The sequence below is a fragment of the Dechloromonas aromatica RCB genome (assembly GCF_000012425.1).
In genome coordinates this window covers 178,643-196,744 of the sequence record NC_007298.1, presented here as the reverse complement: position 1 = coordinate 196,744, position 18,102 = coordinate 178,643, and the positions used below count along the sequence as shown (strand labels likewise).

The 18,102-nt window shown below is 61.6% G+C and carries 16 protein-coding genes; 6 read left to right on the top strand and 10 right to left on the bottom strand.

The genetic code is table 11. The features are described 5' to 3' along the window. Positions 1-32 precede the first annotated feature (32 nt). Complete coding sequence (locus DARO_RS00950) at positions 33-1,142, top strand: acyltransferase family protein (RefSeq protein ID WP_011285947.1); 1,110 nt, start codon at positions 33-35, stop codon at positions 1,140-1,142. Positions 1,143-1,165: 23 nt separating this feature from the next. Here the strand turns inward: DARO_RS00950 and DARO_RS00945 are convergent, their stop codons facing one another. Then, a complete protein-coding gene (locus DARO_RS00945; protein WP_011285946.1) occupies positions 1,166-3,121 on the bottom strand; it encodes an acetoacetate--CoA ligase in 1,956 nt (651 codons plus the stop codon). A 147-nt stretch (positions 3,122-3,268) separates the two neighbouring features. Here DARO_RS00945 and DARO_RS00940 point away from each other — a divergent pair, with 147 nt between their 5' ends. Genes DARO_RS00940 through DARO_RS00925 form a run of 4 tightly spaced genes read left to right on the top strand, consistent with a single transcriptional unit; the run spans position 3,269 to position 9,752 of the window. Then, complete coding sequence (locus tag DARO_RS00940; protein ID WP_011285945.1) at positions 3,269-4,042, top strand: enoyl-CoA hydratase; 774 nt, start codon at positions 3,269-3,271, stop codon at positions 4,040-4,042. A 27-nt stretch (positions 4,043-4,069) separates the two neighbouring features. Continuing rightward, complete coding sequence (locus DARO_RS00935) at positions 4,070-5,146, top strand: hypothetical protein (protein ID WP_011285944.1); 1,077 nt, start codon at positions 4,070-4,072, stop codon at positions 5,144-5,146. A gap of 36 nt (positions 5,147-5,182) precedes the next feature. Continuing rightward, positions 5,183-9,181, top strand: a complete 3,999-nt coding sequence (locus tag DARO_RS00930) for a Pls/PosA family non-ribosomal peptide synthetase (RefSeq protein ID WP_011285943.1) — start codon at positions 5,183-5,185, stop codon at positions 9,179-9,181. A gap of 4 nt (positions 9,182-9,185) precedes the next feature. Further along, positions 9,186-9,752, top strand: a complete 567-nt coding sequence (locus tag DARO_RS00925) for a 4'-phosphopantetheinyl transferase superfamily protein (protein WP_011285942.1) — start codon at positions 9,186-9,188, stop codon at positions 9,750-9,752. On the opposite strand, the gene DARO_RS00920 is transcribed toward DARO_RS00925, so the two are convergent. From DARO_RS00920 to DARO_RS00880, 9 genes are read right to left on the bottom strand one after another with little or no spacing between them, the layout of a single operon-like run. Then, positions 9,739-10,344: a Maf family protein gene (locus DARO_RS00920; RefSeq protein ID WP_011285941.1), complete on the bottom strand. Its 606-nt coding sequence runs from the start codon at positions 10,342-10,344 to the stop codon at positions 9,739-9,741. The genes DARO_RS00925 and DARO_RS00920 overlap by 14 nt on opposite strands. After that, positions 10,344-10,814: a 23S rRNA (pseudouridine(1915)-N(3))-methyltransferase RlmH gene (gene rlmH, locus DARO_RS00915; protein WP_011285940.1), complete on the bottom strand. Its 471-nt coding sequence runs from the start codon at positions 10,812-10,814 to the stop codon at positions 10,344-10,346. Before rlmH ends, DARO_RS00920 begins: the two co-directional genes overlap by 1 nt. Next, the gene (gene rsfS, locus DARO_RS00910; RefSeq protein ID WP_011285939.1) at positions 10,811-11,176 is read right to left on the bottom strand and encodes a ribosome silencing factor; all 366 of its coding nucleotides are present in this window, start codon (positions 11,174-11,176) and stop codon (positions 10,811-10,813) included. Before rsfS ends, rlmH begins: the two co-directional genes overlap by 4 nt. Continuing rightward, the gene (gene nadD / locus DARO_RS00905; RefSeq protein WP_011285938.1) at positions 11,176-11,829 is read right to left on the bottom strand and encodes a nicotinate-nucleotide adenylyltransferase; all 654 of its coding nucleotides are present in this window, start codon (positions 11,827-11,829) and stop codon (positions 11,176-11,178) included. The genes rsfS and nadD overlap by 1 nt, the downstream gene beginning before the upstream one ends. Beyond that, positions 11,822-12,595: a BPSS1780 family membrane protein gene (locus tag DARO_RS00900; protein ID WP_011285937.1), complete on the bottom strand. Its 774-nt coding sequence runs from the start codon at positions 12,593-12,595 to the stop codon at positions 11,822-11,824. The genes nadD and DARO_RS00900 overlap by 8 nt, the downstream gene beginning before the upstream one ends. A gap of 2 nt (positions 12,596-12,597) precedes the next feature. Further along, positions 12,598-13,344, bottom strand: coding sequence for a BPSS1780 family membrane protein (locus DARO_RS00895; protein WP_011285936.1), 747 nt, complete (start codon positions 13,342-13,344; stop codon positions 12,598-12,600). Between the two features lie 9 nt (positions 13,345-13,353). Beyond that, entirely contained in the window at positions 13,354-14,280 is a 927-nt protein-coding gene (locus tag DARO_RS00890) for a homoserine kinase (RefSeq protein WP_011285935.1), read from the bottom strand. A 3-nt stretch (positions 14,281-14,283) separates the two neighbouring features. Further along, complete coding sequence (locus tag DARO_RS00885) at positions 14,284-14,613, bottom strand: DUF2782 domain-containing protein (RefSeq protein WP_011285934.1); 330 nt, start codon at positions 14,611-14,613, stop codon at positions 14,284-14,286. A gap of 30 nt (positions 14,614-14,643) precedes the next feature. Beyond that, positions 14,644-15,372 carry an LOG family protein gene (locus DARO_RS00880; protein ID WP_011285933.1) on the bottom strand — a complete coding sequence of 243 codons (729 nt, stop codon included), beginning with the start codon at positions 15,370-15,372 and terminating at the stop codon, positions 14,644-14,646. Between the two features lie 5 nt (positions 15,373-15,377). Between DARO_RS00880 and polA the strand changes: the two genes are divergently transcribed. Continuing rightward, the gene (polA, locus tag DARO_RS00875; RefSeq protein ID WP_011285932.1) at positions 15,378-18,098 is read left to right on the top strand and encodes a DNA polymerase I; all 2,721 of its coding nucleotides are present in this window, start codon (positions 15,378-15,380) and stop codon (positions 18,096-18,098) included. The last annotated feature ends 4 nt before the right edge of the window (positions 18,099-18,102 follow it).

Below are 18,102 nucleotides of genomic sequence, written 5' to 3'. Positions count from 1 at the left end.
TGCACCGCAGCAAAACGTGTAACATTCAAGTCATGAGCCAAAACGCCTCCCGCATGCCGCTAATCGACGCCTTGAAGGCGGTTGCGGCACTGCTCGTCCTGATGAATCACTTTTCATCCTATGGACCGCTGGCTGAGGCTGCGCGCGAGGCATTCCCGGGGATTTTTGGCTGGTTTTTTGAATATGGCCGCATGGCCGTTCAGGTTTTCCTGGTCATTGCCGGCTTCCTCGCGGCGCGCGGCCTGTCGTCCGAAGGGCAGGCACTCGGCATTTCGCCCTTGCCGCTGATCTGGAAACGCTATCTGCGGCTGGTCGTGCCTTATCTGGCCGCCATTGGCCTGGCAATTATCGCCGCCGCCATCGCCAACCAGTGGCTGGATGACGAGGCCATTCCGGCCCGCGCCACCTTCTCGCAGTGGCTGGCCCATGCCTTCCTGGTCCATAGCCTGCTGGGTTTCGACGCACTGTCCGCTGGTGTCTGGTACATCGCCATCGATTTTCAGCTCTTCGCGCTGATGGTCATCCTGCTCTGGTCTGGCCGGGCGCGCCTGATTGCACCGGCGCTGGTCCTGGCCGTAGCCACGGCCTCGCTATTCTGGTTCAACCGTGATGCCAGCTGGGATAACTGGGCGATTTACTTCTTCGGCTCCTATGGCCTCGGCGCTGCCGCCTGGTGGGCCTCCGACCGCAAGCAGATGTCGGCCTGGCTGGGTGTCATGCTGACCATCGCGGTGGCTGCACTGATCGTCGACTTCCGCCTGCGCATCGCACTGGCCCTATCGGTCGCCCTGTTGCTTGGTTTCGGCCGCCGCACCGGCCTGCTGGCGCAATGGCCGAACGCTAAACCTTTGGCCTTCCTCGGCCAGATTTCCTACTCGATTTTCCTGGTGCATTTTCCGGTCTTGCTGATTGCCAACAGCCTGTATGCCCGGTTCAATCTGGATTCAACCCTGTCGGCCATGATCGCGCTGGTACTGGCCTGGGCAACCAGCATTGCCGCAGCGACCTTGTTCTATCGCTGGATCGAAAGTCCGGAAGCCAGCCGACGCATCACCAGTGCCCTTGGCTGGCTGCTTGGCAATACCCTTGAGATTGCCCGCAAGGTGCCTGTCATCGGCACCCTGCTGCCACGCCGCACCTAGTACCGCAGACCCAAAGGCTGGCCCTAGTCCGCAAGTTCCGGGCGCCCCCGAAAGAATTCCAGCGCCTCGGGGTTAGCCAATGCCTCGACATTCTTGACCGGCTGCTCGCTCACCACGTTGCGCACCGCGAGTTCGACGATCTTGCCCGACTTGGTGCGCGGAATGTCCTGCACCTGAACCACCTTGGCCGGTACGTGGCGCGGCGTGGTGTTATCCCTGATCTGCCGCTTGATGCGGTCGACCAGTGAAGCATCCAGCACATCACCTTCCCGTAGCCTGACAAAGAGCACGACGCGCACGTCGTCATTTCGACCGGGGGGCCACTCCTGGCCGATGACCAATGACTCCAGGACTTCCGGCAGCTGCTCGACCTGGCGGTAGATTTCCGCCGTACCGATCCGCACGCCGCCGGGATTCAACGTGGCATCAGAGCGGCCATAGATGATCATGCCGTCGTGAGCGGTCAGTTCCGAAAAATCGCCATGGCACCAGATGTTGTCGAAGCGCTCGAAATAAGCTGCCTTGTACTTCTCCCCCGCCGGATCGTTCCAGAAACCGACCGGCATCACCGGGAAAGGCTTGGTACAAACCAGTTCACCCTTTTCGCCGCGCACCGGTTGACCGGCATCGTCGAAGACATCGACCGCCATGCCCAGACCGCGACACTGGATTTCGCCGCGATAAACCGGCAGCACGGGATTGCCCAGCACAAAGCAGGAAACGATATCGGTACCACCGGATATTGAGGCGAGCAGGATGTCCTGCTTGATTTCGCGATAAACCCAGTCAAAGCCTTCCGGCGACAGGGGGCTACCTGTCGAAAACATGGCGCGCAAGGCCGTCAGGTCGTGCGTCTTGCCCGGCGTCAGACCGAGCTTGGCAGCGGCATCGATGAATTTGGCCGAGGTGCCGAAGTGGGTCATCTTTTCAGTGGCCGCATAGTCGAACAACACCGTGCCCTTCGCGGCAAATGGCGAGCCGTCGTAAAGCAACAGCGTCGCGCCACAGGCCAGACCGGACACCAGCCAGTTCCACATCATCCAGCCGCAGGTGGTGAAGTAGAACAGCCGGTCGCCCGGCCGGACATCGCTGTGCAGCTGATGCTCTTTCAGGTGCTGCAACAGCACGCCACCGTGGCAATGGACGATGCACTTCGGTACGCCGGTCGTCCCCGAGGAGAACATGATGAACAGCGGGTGGTCGAAAGCAACGCGATTGAAAACGACTTCCTTGCCCTCGGCAGGCAGAATATCGTTCCAGCCAACCGCGTTGGAAATGTTGCCAAGCGCCGGCCTAGCGTTCAGGTAGGGAACCACCACCGCCTTGAGTAGCGATGGCATTTTGCTCACCACCTCGGCATTCTTCTCCAGGCAATCCACCGGTTTGCCGTTGTACCAGTAGCCATCGACACAGATCAGCACCTTGGGCTCGATCTGGCCGAAACGGTCGAGCACGCCCTGTACGCCGAAGTCCGGCGAAGCGGAAGACCAGATGGCACCGAGCGACGTTGCAGCCAGCATGGCGACCAAGGTTTCCGGCAGATTGGGCAGATAACCCGCCACCCGATCGCCTTCGCCCACCCCGGCCGCAATCAGGAATTGCTGGAAGCGGGCCACTTCGGCATACAGTTCGCCGCGGCTCATCCGCCGCTTGACCTTGTCTTCGCCCCAGAAGACCAGTGCCTCACCGGCATCGCGTTGCTGCAGCAGGTTCTCGGCGTAATTCAGGCGCGCCTCAGGAAACCAGCGAGCCCCCGGCATCCGGTCTCGGTCGACGAGGATTTTCGTGCCTTTCTCACCGACCACGCCGCAGTAGTTCCACAGCGAAGACCAAAAGACTTCCGGCATATCAATCGACCACTGCCACAGGTCGGCATAGCTTTCGTAGCCTTCCGAGCGCATGAATTGCGCCATGCGAGTCTTGTCCACGGTTTGCGGATTGGGTTGCCAGAGCGGCTTCGCTTCGATCGCGTAGGTCATGTGGTCTCCGTTTTATGGTGTTCAACGTAAAGGTTAACAGCTTAGCGGCGGCCAAGACTGTCGTCAGGCGGACAAACCGGGATTTAGCTGCTGCTAATATCGTGGTTTGTCGCCATCAATAAAATCCCACAGGCAAGGAGAGCCAGCATGACCCAAGTAGTCCTCACCGAAGTGATCGGCAAGGTCGGCCTGATCCGCATCAACCGTCCGGAAGCGATGAACGCACTGAACAACGACGTCGTCGACGGCATCGGTGCCGCCATCGACATCTACGAAGCCGACGAGAACATCGGCTGCATCGTCATCACCGGCAATGAGAAAGCCTTCGCCGCCGGAGCCGACATCGGCTTCATGAAGGATTTCGACTACATGCACGCCTACAAGACCGACTTCATCACCCGCAACTGGGAACGCATCAAGACCACCCGCAAGCCGGTCATCGCCGCAGTGTCCGGCTTTGCCCTCGGTGGTGGCTGCGAAATGGCGATGATGTGCGACATGATCTTCGCCGCCGATACCGCCAAGTTCGGCCAACCGGAAATTCGCCTTGGCACCATGCCCGGGGCCGGTGGCACCCAGAGATTGCCCCGCGCCGTCGGCAAGGCCAAGGCGATGGACATGTGCCTGACGGCCCGCATGATGGATGCGGCCGAAGCTGAAAAGGCCGGCCTGGTCGCCCGCATCATCCCGGCCGACCAATTGCTCGACGAAACCCTGAAAGCCGCCCAGACCATTGCCGGCTATTCGCTGCCGGTGGTCATGATGATCAAGGAGTCGGTCAATCGCGCCTATGAATCCTCGCTGAACGAAGGCCTGCTCTTTGAGCGCCGCGTCTTCCATTCGGCCTTCGCCCTCGAGGACCAGAAGGAAGGCATGGCTGCCTTTGTCGAGAAGCGCAAGCCCGTATTCAAGAACCGCTGAGATCAGCCTTCCCAAGAAATCCGGCCGATGCATCTATTCGTCGACATTTCCAGCCACGGCTTCGGGCACCTCGCCATCACGGCGCCGGTGCTCAACGCCCTGGCGGAAATCGCTCCGAATTTCCGGCTGACCATCAGAAGCGCGCTGCCTCCAGCCAAACTGCAGCAGCGGATCAAGCCACCCTATATGCTGATCGCCGAAGCCAGCGATTTTGGCTATGCCATGATCGATGCCACCCGCGTTGATCTGGCGGCCAGCGCTTCCGCCTATCGCCTGGCGCACGACAACTGGGCAAGCCGCGTCACCCAGGAAGCCCGCTTTCTGGCCGGCCTCAAGCCTGACCTGGTGCTCACCAACGTCAGCTACCTGCCACTGGCCGGCGCGGCGGCGGCAGGCATTCCGGCCATCAGCCTGTGCTCACTGAACTGGGCGGACCTGTTTGATCACTTCTTCGGCAACCAGACCTGGGCCCGGCCCATTCACTCAGAAATCCTCGCCGCCTACCGCTCGGCACAGGCCTTTCTACGGGTCACGCCGGGCATGGCGATGGGTGCGCTGGGCAATGTCCAGCTGGTCGGCCCGATCGCTGCCCTTGGTACGCAACACGATCTTGGCCTGAATGGCGACAAAGCCATTCTGATCGCCATGGGCGGCATCGCCCACCGCCTGCCAGTAGAAAACTGGCCCCGGCTACCTGGCGTGCGCTGGTTGACTCCCGCCAATTGGAACTGCCAGCATCCCGATGCCATTGCCAACGAATCCTTTGGCCTCAGCTTCACCGATCTGCTGTGCTCCGTCGATGCGATTATCACCAAGCCCGGCTACGGCACCTTTACCGAAGCCGCCTGCAACGGCACGCCGGTCATCTACCAGCGGCGCGAAGACTGGCCGGAGCAGGATTGCCTGATCGAATGGCTGACAGGCAACGCCCGTTGCCTTGAGATCAACGCGGAAGCACTGGAACGCGGGAGGCTTGCCGATGTCATTAAAGACGTTCTGCCCCCAAAGCCATCCGCCGTTCCGGTAGCGGACGGCATTATCCAGGCGGCAAAAGCCATCATTCACCACGCCAGTGCACAAATCTTTGCCTTAAAAGGCGCCTAAACACCCCATTTTTCGCGGGATTTGGCACAATTCGGCATGCTCGAAACCAGCCCCCCGTCCTGCCCGACCAGCCGCCTGTGCGGCCCGGAATCCCCTGAACTGATTCGCCAGGAAATCCTGGCTGACCTTTTCGAGGCCACGGCAGCGCGAACACCGGAAAATATCGCACTGATTTTCGCAGAGCGCGAGCTCAGTTACGGCGAGCTGAATGCCGCGGCCGACCGTGTTGCCTCGCGCCTGATCGCGGATGGCGTGCGCCCCGGACAAATCGTCGGCCTCTGGCTGCCGCGTGGCATCGACCTGCTCATCATGCAACTCGGCATCGCCAAGACCGGTGCTGCCTGGCTGCCTTTTGACGCCGATACACCGATTGACCGGATCAAAGTCTGCCTCGATGACGCCGAAAGCGCCGGCCTCATCACGACTGTCGACATCGCCGATCTCGGCCGCCGCTGCTGGCTGGCCGACGACCTGCAAACCGGCCACCCTGGCCCGCTCAATCACCGCCACGACGCCCGCCCAAGCGACCCGGCCTATGTCATCTACACCTCCGGTTCAACCGGTAAGCCCAAGGGCATCCTGATCAACCAAGGCGCCATCTGCCATTTCCTGCGCAGTGAAAATGCCATTCTCGGCATCCGCGAGCACGACCGTGTTTATCAGGGGTTCTCGGTCGCTTTCGACATGTCCTTCGAGGAAATCTGGATCAGCTACCTGGTCGGCGCCACGCTGTGGATCGCCCCCAAGGAGGTGGCGACCGATCCAGAAGCCCTGCCCATCGCGCTGATCGACAACCGGATCAGCGTCCTGCATGCCGTACCGACGCTGCTCGCGCTGTTCAACTGCGATGTGCCCGGCCTGCGCCTGATCAACCTGGGCGGCGAAGCTTGTCCGCAAGCCATCGTCGAGCGCTGGGCCCGCCTGGGCCGCCAGGTATTCAACACCTATGGCCCAACCGAAGCGACGGTGTCGGCCAGCTTGGCTGAACTGCATCCCGGCCAGCCGGTCACCATCGGTCGCCCGCTGCCCAACTACGGCCTGTTGGTCATCGACGCCGCCGTCGAAAACGGCTTGCGCCTACTGCCGCAAGGCGAAACGGGGGAACTCTGCATCACCGGCCCCGGCGTGGCCGCTGGCTACCTCGGCCGGCCGGATCTGACAGCAGAGAAATTCCTCGCCAATCCGTGGGCCACCAATGAACATGAAGGCCGCCTGTACCGCACCGGCGACCTCGCCCGCATCGATGAAGCCGGGCAAATCCACTGCCTGGGCCGTACCGACGATCAGGTCAAGATTCGTGGCTTCCGCGTTGAGCTGGGCGAGATCGAGGCCGCCTTGACCCGCCAGCCCGGGGTTGGCACCGCCGCTGTCATCCTGCGTCAGGACGAAGGCATCGAGCGACTGGTTGCCTACCTGATCGTCGACGACGCCGAAGCAACCACTGGCGCCGCGCTGCGTGCCACGCTGGCCACCAGCTTGCCGCCCTACATGGTGCCGTCGCATGTCGAAATGCTGGACGAAATGCCGCGCCTGACCTCGGGCAAGATCGACCGCAAGGCCCTACGTGCCCGGCCGCTGGAACTGCCTGCCGGCGCCCCCGGCGACTCGGACACACCGGAAAACCCGGCCGAGGAAATTCTCTTCGCCGCCCTCGCCCGCCTCTTCCCGGGCCAGGCCATCAAGCGTGAAGCCGACTTCTTTGCCGATCTTGGCGGTCATTCCCTGTTCGCCGCCCGGCTCGCCTCGTTGCTGCGCCAGGAGGCACGCTTTGCCGGTTTCTCGGTGCGCGACATCTATATCCATCGTCGCGTCGGCCTGATTGCCAACGCGCTGAGTGCCACCGTCGAAGTTGCCATCGACGCCAGCGCCACGGAATGGACGCCACCGCCAGCCCATCGCCGCTGGTTATGCGCCATCGCCCAAGGCTGCGTCCTGCCGCCACTGGTCGGCCTGCGCATGGGGCAATGGCTGGCCCCCTTCTTCACTTATCACTTTTTCACCGGCGACCCCGGCGACTCGATCACCCTCGCCGTCGCCATCTCGGTGGGCGTTTTCCTGATCGCCACCGTGCTCAGTTTCGTCTTCGCCATTGTCGGCAAATGGCTGATTGCCGGGCGTCTGAAAGCCGGCAGCTACCCGCTGTGGGGGCTGACCTATTTTCGCTGGTGGTGCGCCAACCGACTGATCGAAGGCGCACCGGTCTACATGCTGAGCAGTTCGCCGCTCAATATCTGGTGGCTGCGGGCGCTCGGTGCGCGGATCGGCAACGAAGCGATCATCGGCAACATTACCTTGCGCGCCCACGATTTGCTGCAGGTTGGTGACGGCGTCAGCATCGGCAATGCCGCGAATCTGGAAAATGCCCGGGTCGAACGCGGCCAGCTTCATCTCGGCACCATCTCCATCGAGGACAACGCCTGTATCGGCTCCTATGCGGTCATCGAAGGCAACACCAAAATTGGCGCCTACGCTCATCTGGAAGGCCAATCTGCCCTGGGTGAAGGGCAAGCGCTTCCGGCAGGACGGATCTGGCTCGGCTCACCGGCCCGCGACATTGGCGAGTTTGACCCGGCATCGCTCCCGCCCCGCCCGGATGTCTCCGAAACAGGCCTGGCCCGCGAAGGCGCGTTCTACATGCTGGGCATGCTGGCCACTGCCGCACTCTTCTTCATGCCGGTCTTTCCCAGTTTCATGCTGGTGGACTGGCTGGACGGCGACCCAAGCCCGGAAATTCTGAATATTCCGCTCGCGCTTCAGCTTTTCAAGTACTTCGCCCTCGCGTTTCCGGGAACTGCCGTGCTGATCGTCGGCACCGTCCTCAGCTCGGCCATCTTGCGCTGGACGCTGATGCCCAGGCTGCAGGCGGGCAGTTGGCCGATCCACAGCCGCGTTTATTGCAGCCGCTGGTTGGTGAACCAGATTCAGGAATCCAGCCTGAACATCCTGCATGGCATCTACGCCACGGTTTATGCGCCCTTCTGGTATCGCCTGCTCGGTGCCAAGGTCGGCCGTGACGCTGAAATTTCCACCGCCCAGGGACTGGTCCCCGACCTGCTGACGCTGGGCGACGAAACCTTCATCGCCGATGCAGTGATGCTGGGGGATGAGGAGGTCGATGGCGGCTGGCTAACCCTGAAGCCAACCGTCATCTCAAGGCGCAGCTTCGTCGGTAATGGCGCCTACATCCCGGATGGCACCGTGCTGCCGGAAAATGTGCTGATCGGCGTCCAGTCCCGCGCCCCGGCCAATGAACGCATGCAGCCCGGCGACACCTGGCTCGGGTCACCACCGATCAACCTGCCGGCCCGTGAACAGACGGCCGGCTATCCGGAGGCACTCACCTTCCACCCCTCCAAACTGCGCCGGCTGGGCCGGGCACTGGTTGAAGCCTTCCGCATCATCTCGCCGCACGCCTTGGTCATTGCCGTCGGCTACACCGTCGTCCTCAACGTCATGCCACTGGCCGAAGCCGGCCGCTGGCGCGAAGTTTTTGCCGCGCTGACGGTGGCCGGGGTGCTGTTCGGCCTGAGCACCATTCTCTTTGTCGCCGCCCTCAAATGGCTGTGCATCTGGCGCTACAAAAAGCACTCGGTGCCGATGTGGACACCCTTCGTGTGGACTTCCGAAGCGATCACCAGCCTGTATGTCGGCATGGCAGTACCCAATCTGATGAACTACCTGCGCGGCACGCCCTGGCTGCCGCTGGCCCTCAATCTGCTGGGTTGCCGCATCGGTCGCGGCGTCTATCTCGACACCACCGACGTGACGGAATTTGATTGTGTTGAAATTGGCGACTACAGCGAACTGAATGGTCTGGCCTGCCCGCAAACCCACCTCTTTGAAGATCGTGTCATGAAAATCGACCTGGTCAGCATCGGCCGGCGGGTTTACATCGGCCCACGCACTACCGTTTTGTATGGTGCCGTGGTTGGTGACAACGTTCGCCTCGGTCCACTTTCGCTGGTCATGAAGGGCGAAAGCCTGCCGGCCGGATCAAGCTGGAGCGGGTGTCCCGCTGCTCCGGCCAGTCGGTGAAATGATGGATAGGCCGCCGGCTGTCCTGCGCTGGCCGGCATCGTTCGATAAAGCGCAAAATCTGCTGATTTTTGCGCTGGCCACGCCACCCACGCCAATTCGCGACACGGCCCGCCAACTTGTCCGTCGCGTACTGCGCGAAATATTGGGCAACGTCGAACTGATCTCCGTCCCCGGCCAGGCAATCCGCCTCGCCCGGCCAGACGGCCGGGTCGGTATTTCAGTCAGCCATGAAAGCGGGCTATCGCTGCTTGCCATCAACTTTTCCGGCCCGGTCGGTATCGACCTGCTAAAAACGCCGGACAGTCGGGACTGGGAGTCACAAATTCCGGCACTGGCCAGCGACTATCTCGGCCCAACGATTGCCCGACAACTCGCCGATCAAGCACCGCAGGAACGGATGGCAAGTTTCGCTCAAGCCTGGACCGCGCAGGAAGCCCGCCTGAAATGCCAGGGCTTGGCTTTGGTAGAGTGGAGTTCGGCGCTGGAAGTATCTTTGGCCGAATGCTGCGCTCAGCCGCTAACCCTGCCCGCCGGCTACGTTGGTGCCGTAGCGACTAAAGCGGCCTGAAGCCGAGGCGCTTGAGCAGTTCGCCCGTTTCACAGACCGGCAGACCCATGACGCCAGTAAAACTGCCGGCCAGATGCTTGACGAACAACCCGGCCCGCCCCTGGATACCGTAGGCGCCAGCCTTGTCCATCGGCTCGCCACTCATCACGTAGTGACGGATCTCTTCATCATCAATCTCGCGAAAAGTGACTTCGCTGGACGACAGCACGTATTCGGTGTGGCCCATGTGATTGATCGCAACGCCGGTCAGCACCCGGTGCGTTTGTCCGGAAAGGCGGCGCAGGATGGCGGCGGCATCGGCCCGATCGACCGGTTTGCCGATAATCTCGCCATTGAATTCCAGTGTCGTGTCGGCCGACAGTACCGGACGCATCGGCAGCTTGCGCTCCTCGACGATCTTCAGGCCATGGATTGCCTTGGCCCGGGCCACCCGTTCGACATAGGCGACCGGTTTCTCACCGGGCAGCGGCGTTTCGTCGGTTTCACTATCCGCCCGCATGCCATCGCGAAAAACGACGGTATCGAAATCGATACCGATCTGGTTCAGCAATTCGCGCCGGCGCGGACTGCGCGAGGCAAGATAGAGACGCATTATCCCTCCCGGTGATAAGGATGATTTTTCAGAACGCTAACCGCACGATAAAGCTGTTCGCATAATAGCAGGCGTGCCATGCCATGCGGCAGCGTCAGACTGGACAAGCGCAGCCGGTCATCAGCCTGCTGCTTGAATTCCTCATCCAGCCCGTCAGCACCACCGATCAGCAGCGCCACATCGCGACCATCCTGCATCCAGGTTTCCAGCCGCTTGGCCAGTTTCAGCGTAGTCAGGTCGTCGCCCTTCTCGTCGAGCACGACAAGACGGCTGCCAGCGGCCATGGCATCGCGAATTCGCGACTTCTCGGCCGCCAGCAATTGCTCCCGGGTCTTGGAGCCGCGGGCTTCAGGCTTGATTTCGGTCACGCTGGCCGCCAGTTCGCGCGGCATGCGCTTGAGGTACTCGGCACAGCCTTCGTTGACCCAGTCGGGCTGGCGATGACCGACGGCGAGTACGGCAAGTTTCATCCTTCCCGAACCTGCTCCACGGCCTTGCGACGCTGGGCAGGGGTGGCTGACCAGAGTTCTTCGAGGTTGTAGTACTGGCGCACGTTGGCCTGCATGACATGGACAACGATGTCACCCAGGTCGACCAGCACCCATTCACCGCCATCTTCACCTTCGGTCGAGATCACCTCGGCGCCGGCTTCCTTGACCTTTTCCTGGACGTTATTGGCCAGCGATTTGACCTGGCGATTGGAATCACCAGTTGCGATGATGATTCGATCAAACATCGAAGTCAGCTTGCTGGTGTTGATGACTTCGATATCCTTGCCTTTGATGTCTTCGAGGGCGGAAACGACGATTTTTTGCAGCTTGCGGATGTCCATCAGGAGTTTCTATAAAGAGAATGGGTTTGAATATAGTCGAGAACACTATCCGGCAGCAAATAGCGGGCCGATAGTTCGTTGGCCAGCAACTTGCGGATTTGCGTCGCCGAAATGGCCAGCTGGGTCATCGCAAAAGTCACGATTCCGCCAGCTGGTGAGGCTTTCAGGCCCCTCACATCGGCCCGCCGACGATCGGTGAATTCACTGGCCAGTTCGTGCGGCAGGCTGGAAATTTCCACCGGAAATCCCGGCCGATGTGAAACAGCAACATGGGCCAGCGCAAAAATGTCCCGCCAGCGGTGCCAGGTGGCCAGCCCGGCAAAGGCATCGGCACCGACCAGCAGGACCAGCGATTGCAGCGGGCCCAGTTCCCGGCGCAGGCGTTCCAGCGTATGAACGGTGTAACTCGGTGCCTCGGCCTCGACTTCGCTGGGGTCCAGCGAAAATCGGGCATTGTTGGCCATCGCCAGACGCACCATTTCCAGACGCTGCTGCGCCGTTACCTGCGGGACACCACGATGCGGCGGCTGGCCAGCCGGAATCCAGCGCACACCGCCGAGACCGAGATGGGCAATGGACTCCTCGGCCAGGCGCAGGTGGCCAAAATGAACCGGATCGAAAGTGCCGCCAAACAGGCCAAGCGGTTCAGACAATTTCGGAAATGCCGAAGATGTCACGATAGCAGGCGTAGAAGCTGGCGAAAATGGTTGGCGCAATGACCAGCACCATCGGGATGATCACGATGCCAGTGATGAAACTCGCCGCACCGGGAAAGAGCAGCAGCAACAGGCCGAGCACAACGCCGGGCAGAATGCCGGCGACCACCACCAGCCCGATGCCATAGGCCACAAAAGGTCGCCAGTTCATCCAGCACGCAACAAAGCTGAAAAACAGTGAGCGACCAAGCGTCAACCGATGCCAGGCCGCCAACACCGGAGCGAACCAGTAAGCCATCAGCACCGGCGTCATCAGGATGGTGATGAACAGGGCCGGCAAGATGAAATCGGCATCTTCGACAGCCGCCCTTTCGGCGCGACTGCTCGACAGCATGAACTTCAGAAAATCTCCACCATCAACCAGCGATGAGAGGCCAAGGATACCCAGCGTGCAGGCCAGATAGAGCGCACCAAGCGCGAGCAGCGTCCTGGCGTTTTCCTTCAGGCTGCCATAAAGGGTTTGTAGCCCGATGGGCTGTCCGCGTTCCAGATTGCGCGCTGCCTGCATCAGACCAACCGAGAGACCAGGAATGGCCAGCGATGCAACAACGACACCAATCACCGGCACGACATTGAGGAAGAGCACGGTAAACCAGTAGGAAACGACGAGCATCCCCAGCATCAGTGGGTTGCGCCGGAAGATGACAAAGCCACCGAGGATCCATTGCCAACCTGCTGCGGCCGGCAGAGTTTGGGCACGCACGCTCAGCTACCCGAGAAAATATCGCGGTAGGAAGCGTAGACCGCGCCGGAAAAGACCGGCAACAGCAACAACAGCCCCATACCAACCGGCAACATGGCAAAAAACAGCGCGACGACCAGAAACACGCCGAAGATCGCCATCGGCAGGAAATTTTTGGCCCCCGCGGCGAAACTCGCCTTCATCGCATCGAGCGGCTTCATGTCATGGAAAAACACCAGCGCCGGGGCAAACCAGGTGGCCATGATGACTGGCACCGACAGCACCATGACCAGCAGTCCAGCCAGCATGACACCGCCGAGCGCGATGCCGAAACCGGCGACCTTGCCGGTGACGCCGCCGCCAAGAATGCCACCACTGACCAGCAGAAAGGCCAGGAAGGCGATACCGAAAATGCCAGCGGCAAAGAAAACGCCGACCATGACCAGTTGCCCGGCGTTATGGTGGAACCCCGCAAAGAGATCGGCAATTTCCGGCTCTTCACCCTCCCCCAGGCGACGGCAGAGTTTGATCATGCCGGCGCCGAACAGGGGCACGAGCAGGTGGGCGGCAATTTGCCCAAACAGGGGAACGATGGAAATAGCCATCAGGATGACCAGCAGCAGAACCGTACTACCGATCCAGACGCCAGGATTGACGAGAAACATCGCCCACCCTTGGCGCAGCCAGTCAAAGCAGGCACCGGGATCGACTTCGCGGCTTTCGCCGGTAAACCGGGCTGGCGCCATCGGAAAAACAGGAGTTTCGTTCATGCGCGGATGCTAACGGGGGAGGGCTTCTGGAGCAAGGCGAAAACGGGCCAGCAGGTGCCGAAAGTCATCCGGATTCTTGATCGTTACCACTTCTCCGGCCCGTGGCTGGTGCCTCACCTCCAAACGGAGCAGCCAGAAACGCAAGGCGGCTGCCCGCCGCATGGCGGGCCAGGCGGCCCTTTCTGCCTCGATCAAGGGGCGCTGGGTGGTATAACCCGCCAGCAATGTGGCCAGTGTCGTTTCGTCAAAACACCAGTCGTTGGCCACGACGGCCAGATCAAACAGCCAGGCGTCCTCGCCGGCAAAATAAAAATCCAGCACGCCGGTCAGTCGGCCCGTCGAGTCCCAGAGCACGTTGTCGCGGAAAAGGTCGGCGTGAATGACACCCCTTGGCAGCTTCGACCAGTCCTGCAACGCCTGATAGGCCAGCTCATCGGCCAGCAGGTCATGCTCTTCAGCCGATACTAGCGGCAACAAGGCTGCGCCGACGGTCTGGCGCCAATTGGCGCCGCAGGGGTTGGGCAGTGGATTTGGCATGTTGGCCGCCGCCAGATGCAAGTGGGCCAGCATTGCGCCGACGGCGTGACAATGGGCGGCGCCGGGTGTTTCAAGTGCCGCGCCTGACAAACAGGTGAGCAGGGCGGCGGGCTTGTCGCACAGCATTCGCCAGTAACGCCCACCACCATCGGCCAGCGGCTGCGGACAAGGGATGCCGCGCTGGGCCAGCGTGTCCTGCAAGGCCAGATAAAAATCCAGCGCCGAGAGGTCGACACGTTCGAACAGCGTGAGCACGAAACGACCGCTGGTGGTCGTCACGAAGTAATTGGAGTTCTGCATGCCGGCGGCAATGCCGGCATGGTCGATCAACTCGCCCAGCCCTAGCGGCTGGAGCCAGGCGGCGAGTTCATCCCGCCCGACCTTGGTATAGACGGACAAGGCTTACCAGCTATGAATGACCCACATCGGCGGCTTGACCGGCTTCTGGTTGATATCCGCCTCGATGAACTGGCCGTCACCCTGGCGATCGACCAGATAGTAGGCTGGGCCAACGGCCGGCGTCACCTTGACCATGTAGAGCTTGCCCTTGACCCGGAATTCCTCGCGGGTTTCCGTGTCTTTCTTGACAATGGTCACTTGCGGCTCAAGCGCTTCGTCAAAGGCTTCCATGCCCGGCGGCGGTGGCGGTACGGCCGGCAGGGGCTGGAGATCGCCCTTCTGCGCCCAGACAGGCAGGGCAGCAAAAAGCAGAATGGGTAGAAGGCGGCGCATGGTCAAATCCTCGGGTTCGATGACCTGATTTTACAGGTTGAGCAGCATCTCGTGTTCGTTCGGCAAGGGGCCGAACGGGCGAGATTCGTAATGCTTGAAGATGGCTTCGACGACCTTTTCCGGTTCGTCGATCAACTGGATCAGGTTCATGTCTTCCGGGTCGACCATACCCTCAGCCACCAGACGGTCCTTGAACCAGGCAATCATGCCGCCCCAGAAGGCCGAACCGACCAGAATCAGCGGTATCTTGCGGCCCTTGCCGGTCTGGATCAGCGTCAGCGCCTCCATCAGCTCGTCCAGTGTGCCGAAGCCGCCCGGCATCACCACATAGGCGCTGGCGAAGCGGACGAACATGTATTTGCGGGCAAAAAAGTGCCGGAAAGTCTGCGAGATGTCCTGATACGGGTTGTTCTTTTGCTCGTGTGGCAACTGGATATTCAGGCCGACCGACGGCGACTTGCCAAAGAAGGCTCCCTTGTTGGCCGCTTCCATGATGCCGGGACCGCCACCAGAAATGACCGAAAAGCCGGAGTCGGACAGCAACCGGGCCGTTTGCTCGGTCAGCATGTAATAGGGAGACTCCGGGCGAACGCGGGCGCTGCCGAAAATGGTCACCGCCGGCTTGATGGCCGCCAGGCGCTCTGTCGCCTCGACGAACTCTGACATAATGCCGAAAATCCGCCACGACTCGCGGGCCGTCGTACTTTTCAGGATGGCCTCAGTCTCCACCCCTGTTACCAATTTATCGCTTTCCGTCACTTCTCATGCCTCTCTTGTTGTTAGTGGACGGTTCGTCCTATCTCTACCGCGCTTTCCATGCCCTGCCCGACCTGCGCAACAAGGCCGGCGAGCCGACGGGCGCCATCTACGGCGTTCTGAACATGCTACGTCGTCTCGAGAGCGACTACAAGGCAGAGTACAAGGCCGTCGTCTTCGACGCCAAGGGCAAGACTTTCCGTGACGACTGGTATCCCGAATACAAGGCGCATCGCCCGCCGATGCCCGACGACCTGGTCCAGCAGATCGAACCTCTGCATGCGGCGATCAAGGCGGCTGGGTGGCCGCTGCTGATGGTCGATGGCGTCGAAGCCGACGACGTGATCGGCACGCTGGCCACCAACGCCACTGCCGACGGGATCGAGACGCTGATATCCACCGGCGACAAGGATCTGACCCAACTGGTCAGCTCGCATGTCCGCTGGTACAACACGATGAGCAATGAACTGCTCGACGAAGCCGGCGTTGAAGCCAAGTTCGGCGTGCCGCCAGGCAAGATCGTCGATTATCTGGCGCTGGTCGGCGATACCGTCGACGGCGTACCGGGTGTCGCCAAATGCGGCCCGAAGACCGCTCTGAAATGGCTGGCGCAATATGGCTCGCTCGATGAAGTCGTCGCCCATGCCAACGAGATCGGCGGCGTGGTCGGCCAGAACCTGCGCGATCACCTCGGTTTCCTGCCGCTCGGCAAGCGGCTGGTCACCGTGGCTTGTGACCTCAGCAACCTGCCGGCGCCGAGCACCTTGACCACCACCGCGCGAGACACGGCAACCTTGCGCGAACTCTATACCCGCTACCAGTTCCGTACCTGGCTGGGCGAAATCGACGGGCCGGAAGCGGCGGCGGCCGTGCCGGCGCGCGAAGTATCGGAGACACCCGCCGCAGCACCGACCGCTGCCATCGCAGTCCATTACGAAACCGTGTTGAGCTGGCCGCAATTTGATGCCTGGCTCGCGAAGATCGAAGCGGCGGAACTGACGGCGCTCGATACCGAAACGACCAGCCTCGACTCCTTCGCCGCCCGCATCGTCGGCATCTCGCTGTCGGTCACGCCTGGCGAAGCCTGCTACATCCCGCTCGCTCACACCGCCCCCGGGGTCGCCGACCAGCTGCCACGCGAGGAAGTGCTGGCCAGACTGAAATCCTGGCTGGAGTCAGCCGCACACAAGAAGGTGCTGCAGAACGCCAAGTACGACCAGCACGTCTTCGCCAACCATGGCATCGCGCTGTCCGGCATCGCCCACGACACCATGCTGCAAAGCTACGTCATCGAGTCCGACAAGGGCCACGACCTCGGCCAGCTATGCACCCGCCACCTCGGGCTCGCCACTATCGCTTACGAAGACCTGTGCGGCAAGGGCGCCAAGCAGATCACCTTCGATCAGGTCGACATCGAACGCGCTGCCACTTACGCTGCCGAAGATTCCGACGTCACGCTGCGCGTGCACAACGTACTGCATCCGCAGTTCGCCAGCGAACCCGGGCTGTCACGCATCTACCACGAGATCGAAATGCCGGCCCGTCAGGTCATCTGGCAGATCGAGCGCAACGGCATTCTGATCGACAGCGACGTTCTAAGCCGACAAAGTCACGAGATGGGCCAGAAGATCATGGCCCTCGAAGCGCAGGCCTACGAACTGGCCGGCCAGCCATTCAACCTCGCCTCACCCAAGCAACTGGCCGACATCCTGTTCGAGAAGCAGGGCCTGCCGGTCAAGAAGAAAACCCCCTCCGGCGGCCCGTCGACCGACGAGGAAGTGCTCTCCGAACTGGCCCTCGACTACCCGCTGCCCAAGCTGCTGCTCGAACACCGCAGCCTGTCCAAGCTGAAAGGGACCTACACCGACAAGCTGCCGCGCATGGTCAATCCGCAGACAGGAAGAGTGCATACTCACTTCTCCCAGGCAGCTGTTGTGACTGGCCGGCTCGCTTCCAGCGACCCCAATCTGCAGAACATCCCGGTACGCAGCGAGGAAGGCCGGAAGATTCGTACGGCATTCATTGCCCCGGCGGGTAGCAGCATCGTCTCGGCCGACTATTCGCAGATCGAACTGCGCATCATGGCCCATCTGTCGGGCGACGAACGCCTGCTCGACGCCTTCGCCCACGGCGAGGACGTGCACAAGGCCACAGCCGGCGAAATCTTCGGCGTCACGCCGCTTGAAGTCGGCCCCGACCAGCGCCGTGTCGCCAAGAGCATCAACTTCGGGCTGATCTACGGCATGAGCGCCTTCGGCCTGGCCCGCCAGCTCGGGCTGGAACGCAGCGCGGCGCAGACCTACATCGACCGCTACTTCGCCCGCTACCCCGGCGTGGCCCGTTACATGGAAGAAGCCCGCGAATCAGCCCGCCAGCACGGCTACGTCGAAACCGCCTTCGGCCGCCGCCTGTGGTTCCCGGATATCCGCTCGAGCAACGGCAACCGCCGCCAGGGCGCCGAGCGCGCCGCGATCAACGCGCCAATGCAGGGTACGGCCGCCGACCTGATCAAGCTGGCCATGATCGCCGTGCAAAACTGGCTGGAAAAATCAGCGCTGAAATCACGTCTCATCCTGCAGGTACACGACGAACTGCTGCTCGAAGTACCGGACGGCGAACTGATGGACGTCCGCACCCACCTGCCGCGCCTGATGGGACAAGTGGCCGAACTGAAGGTACCGCTGGTCGTCGAAGTCGGCGTCGGGCCGAACTGGGAAGCGGCGCACTAGTCGG

Coding starts and splice junctions, on each gene's coding strand:
- DARO_RS00950 (WP_011285947.1), top strand. CDS start 33: ATGAGCCAAAACGCCTCCCGCATGCCGCTAATCGACGCCTTGAAGGCG.
- DARO_RS00945 (WP_011285946.1), bottom strand. CDS start 3,121: ATGACCTACGCGATCGAAGCGAAGCCGCTCTGGCAACCCAATCCGCAA.
- DARO_RS00940 (WP_011285945.1), top strand. CDS start 3,269: ATGACCCAAGTAGTCCTCACCGAAGTGATCGGCAAGGTCGGCCTGATC.
- DARO_RS00935 (WP_011285944.1), top strand. CDS start 4,070: ATGCATCTATTCGTCGACATTTCCAGCCACGGCTTCGGGCACCTCGCC.
- DARO_RS00930 (WP_011285943.1), top strand. CDS start 5,183: ATGCTCGAAACCAGCCCCCCGTCCTGCCCGACCAGCCGCCTGTGCGGC.
- DARO_RS00925 (WP_011285942.1), top strand. CDS start 9,186: ATGGATAGGCCGCCGGCTGTCCTGCGCTGGCCGGCATCGTTCGATAAA.
- DARO_RS00920 (WP_011285941.1), bottom strand. CDS start 10,344: ATGCGTCTCTATCTTGCCTCGCGCAGTCCGCGCCGGCGCGAATTGCTG.
- rlmH (WP_011285940.1), bottom strand. CDS start 10,814: ATGAAACTTGCCGTACTCGCCGTCGGTCATCGCCAGCCCGACTGGGTC.
- rsfS (WP_011285939.1), bottom strand. CDS start 11,176: ATGGACATCCGCAAGCTGCAAAAAATCGTCGTTTCCGCCCTCGAAGAC.
- DARO_RS00895 (WP_011285936.1), bottom strand. CDS start 13,344: ATGAACGAAACTCCTGTTTTTCCGATGGCGCCAGCCCGGTTTACCGGC.
- DARO_RS00885 (WP_011285934.1), bottom strand. CDS start 14,613: ATGCGCCGCCTTCTACCCATTCTGCTTTTTGCTGCCCTGCCTGTCTGG.
- polA (WP_011285932.1), top strand. CDS start 15,378: ATGCCTCTCTTGTTGTTAGTGGACGGTTCGTCCTATCTCTACCGCGCT.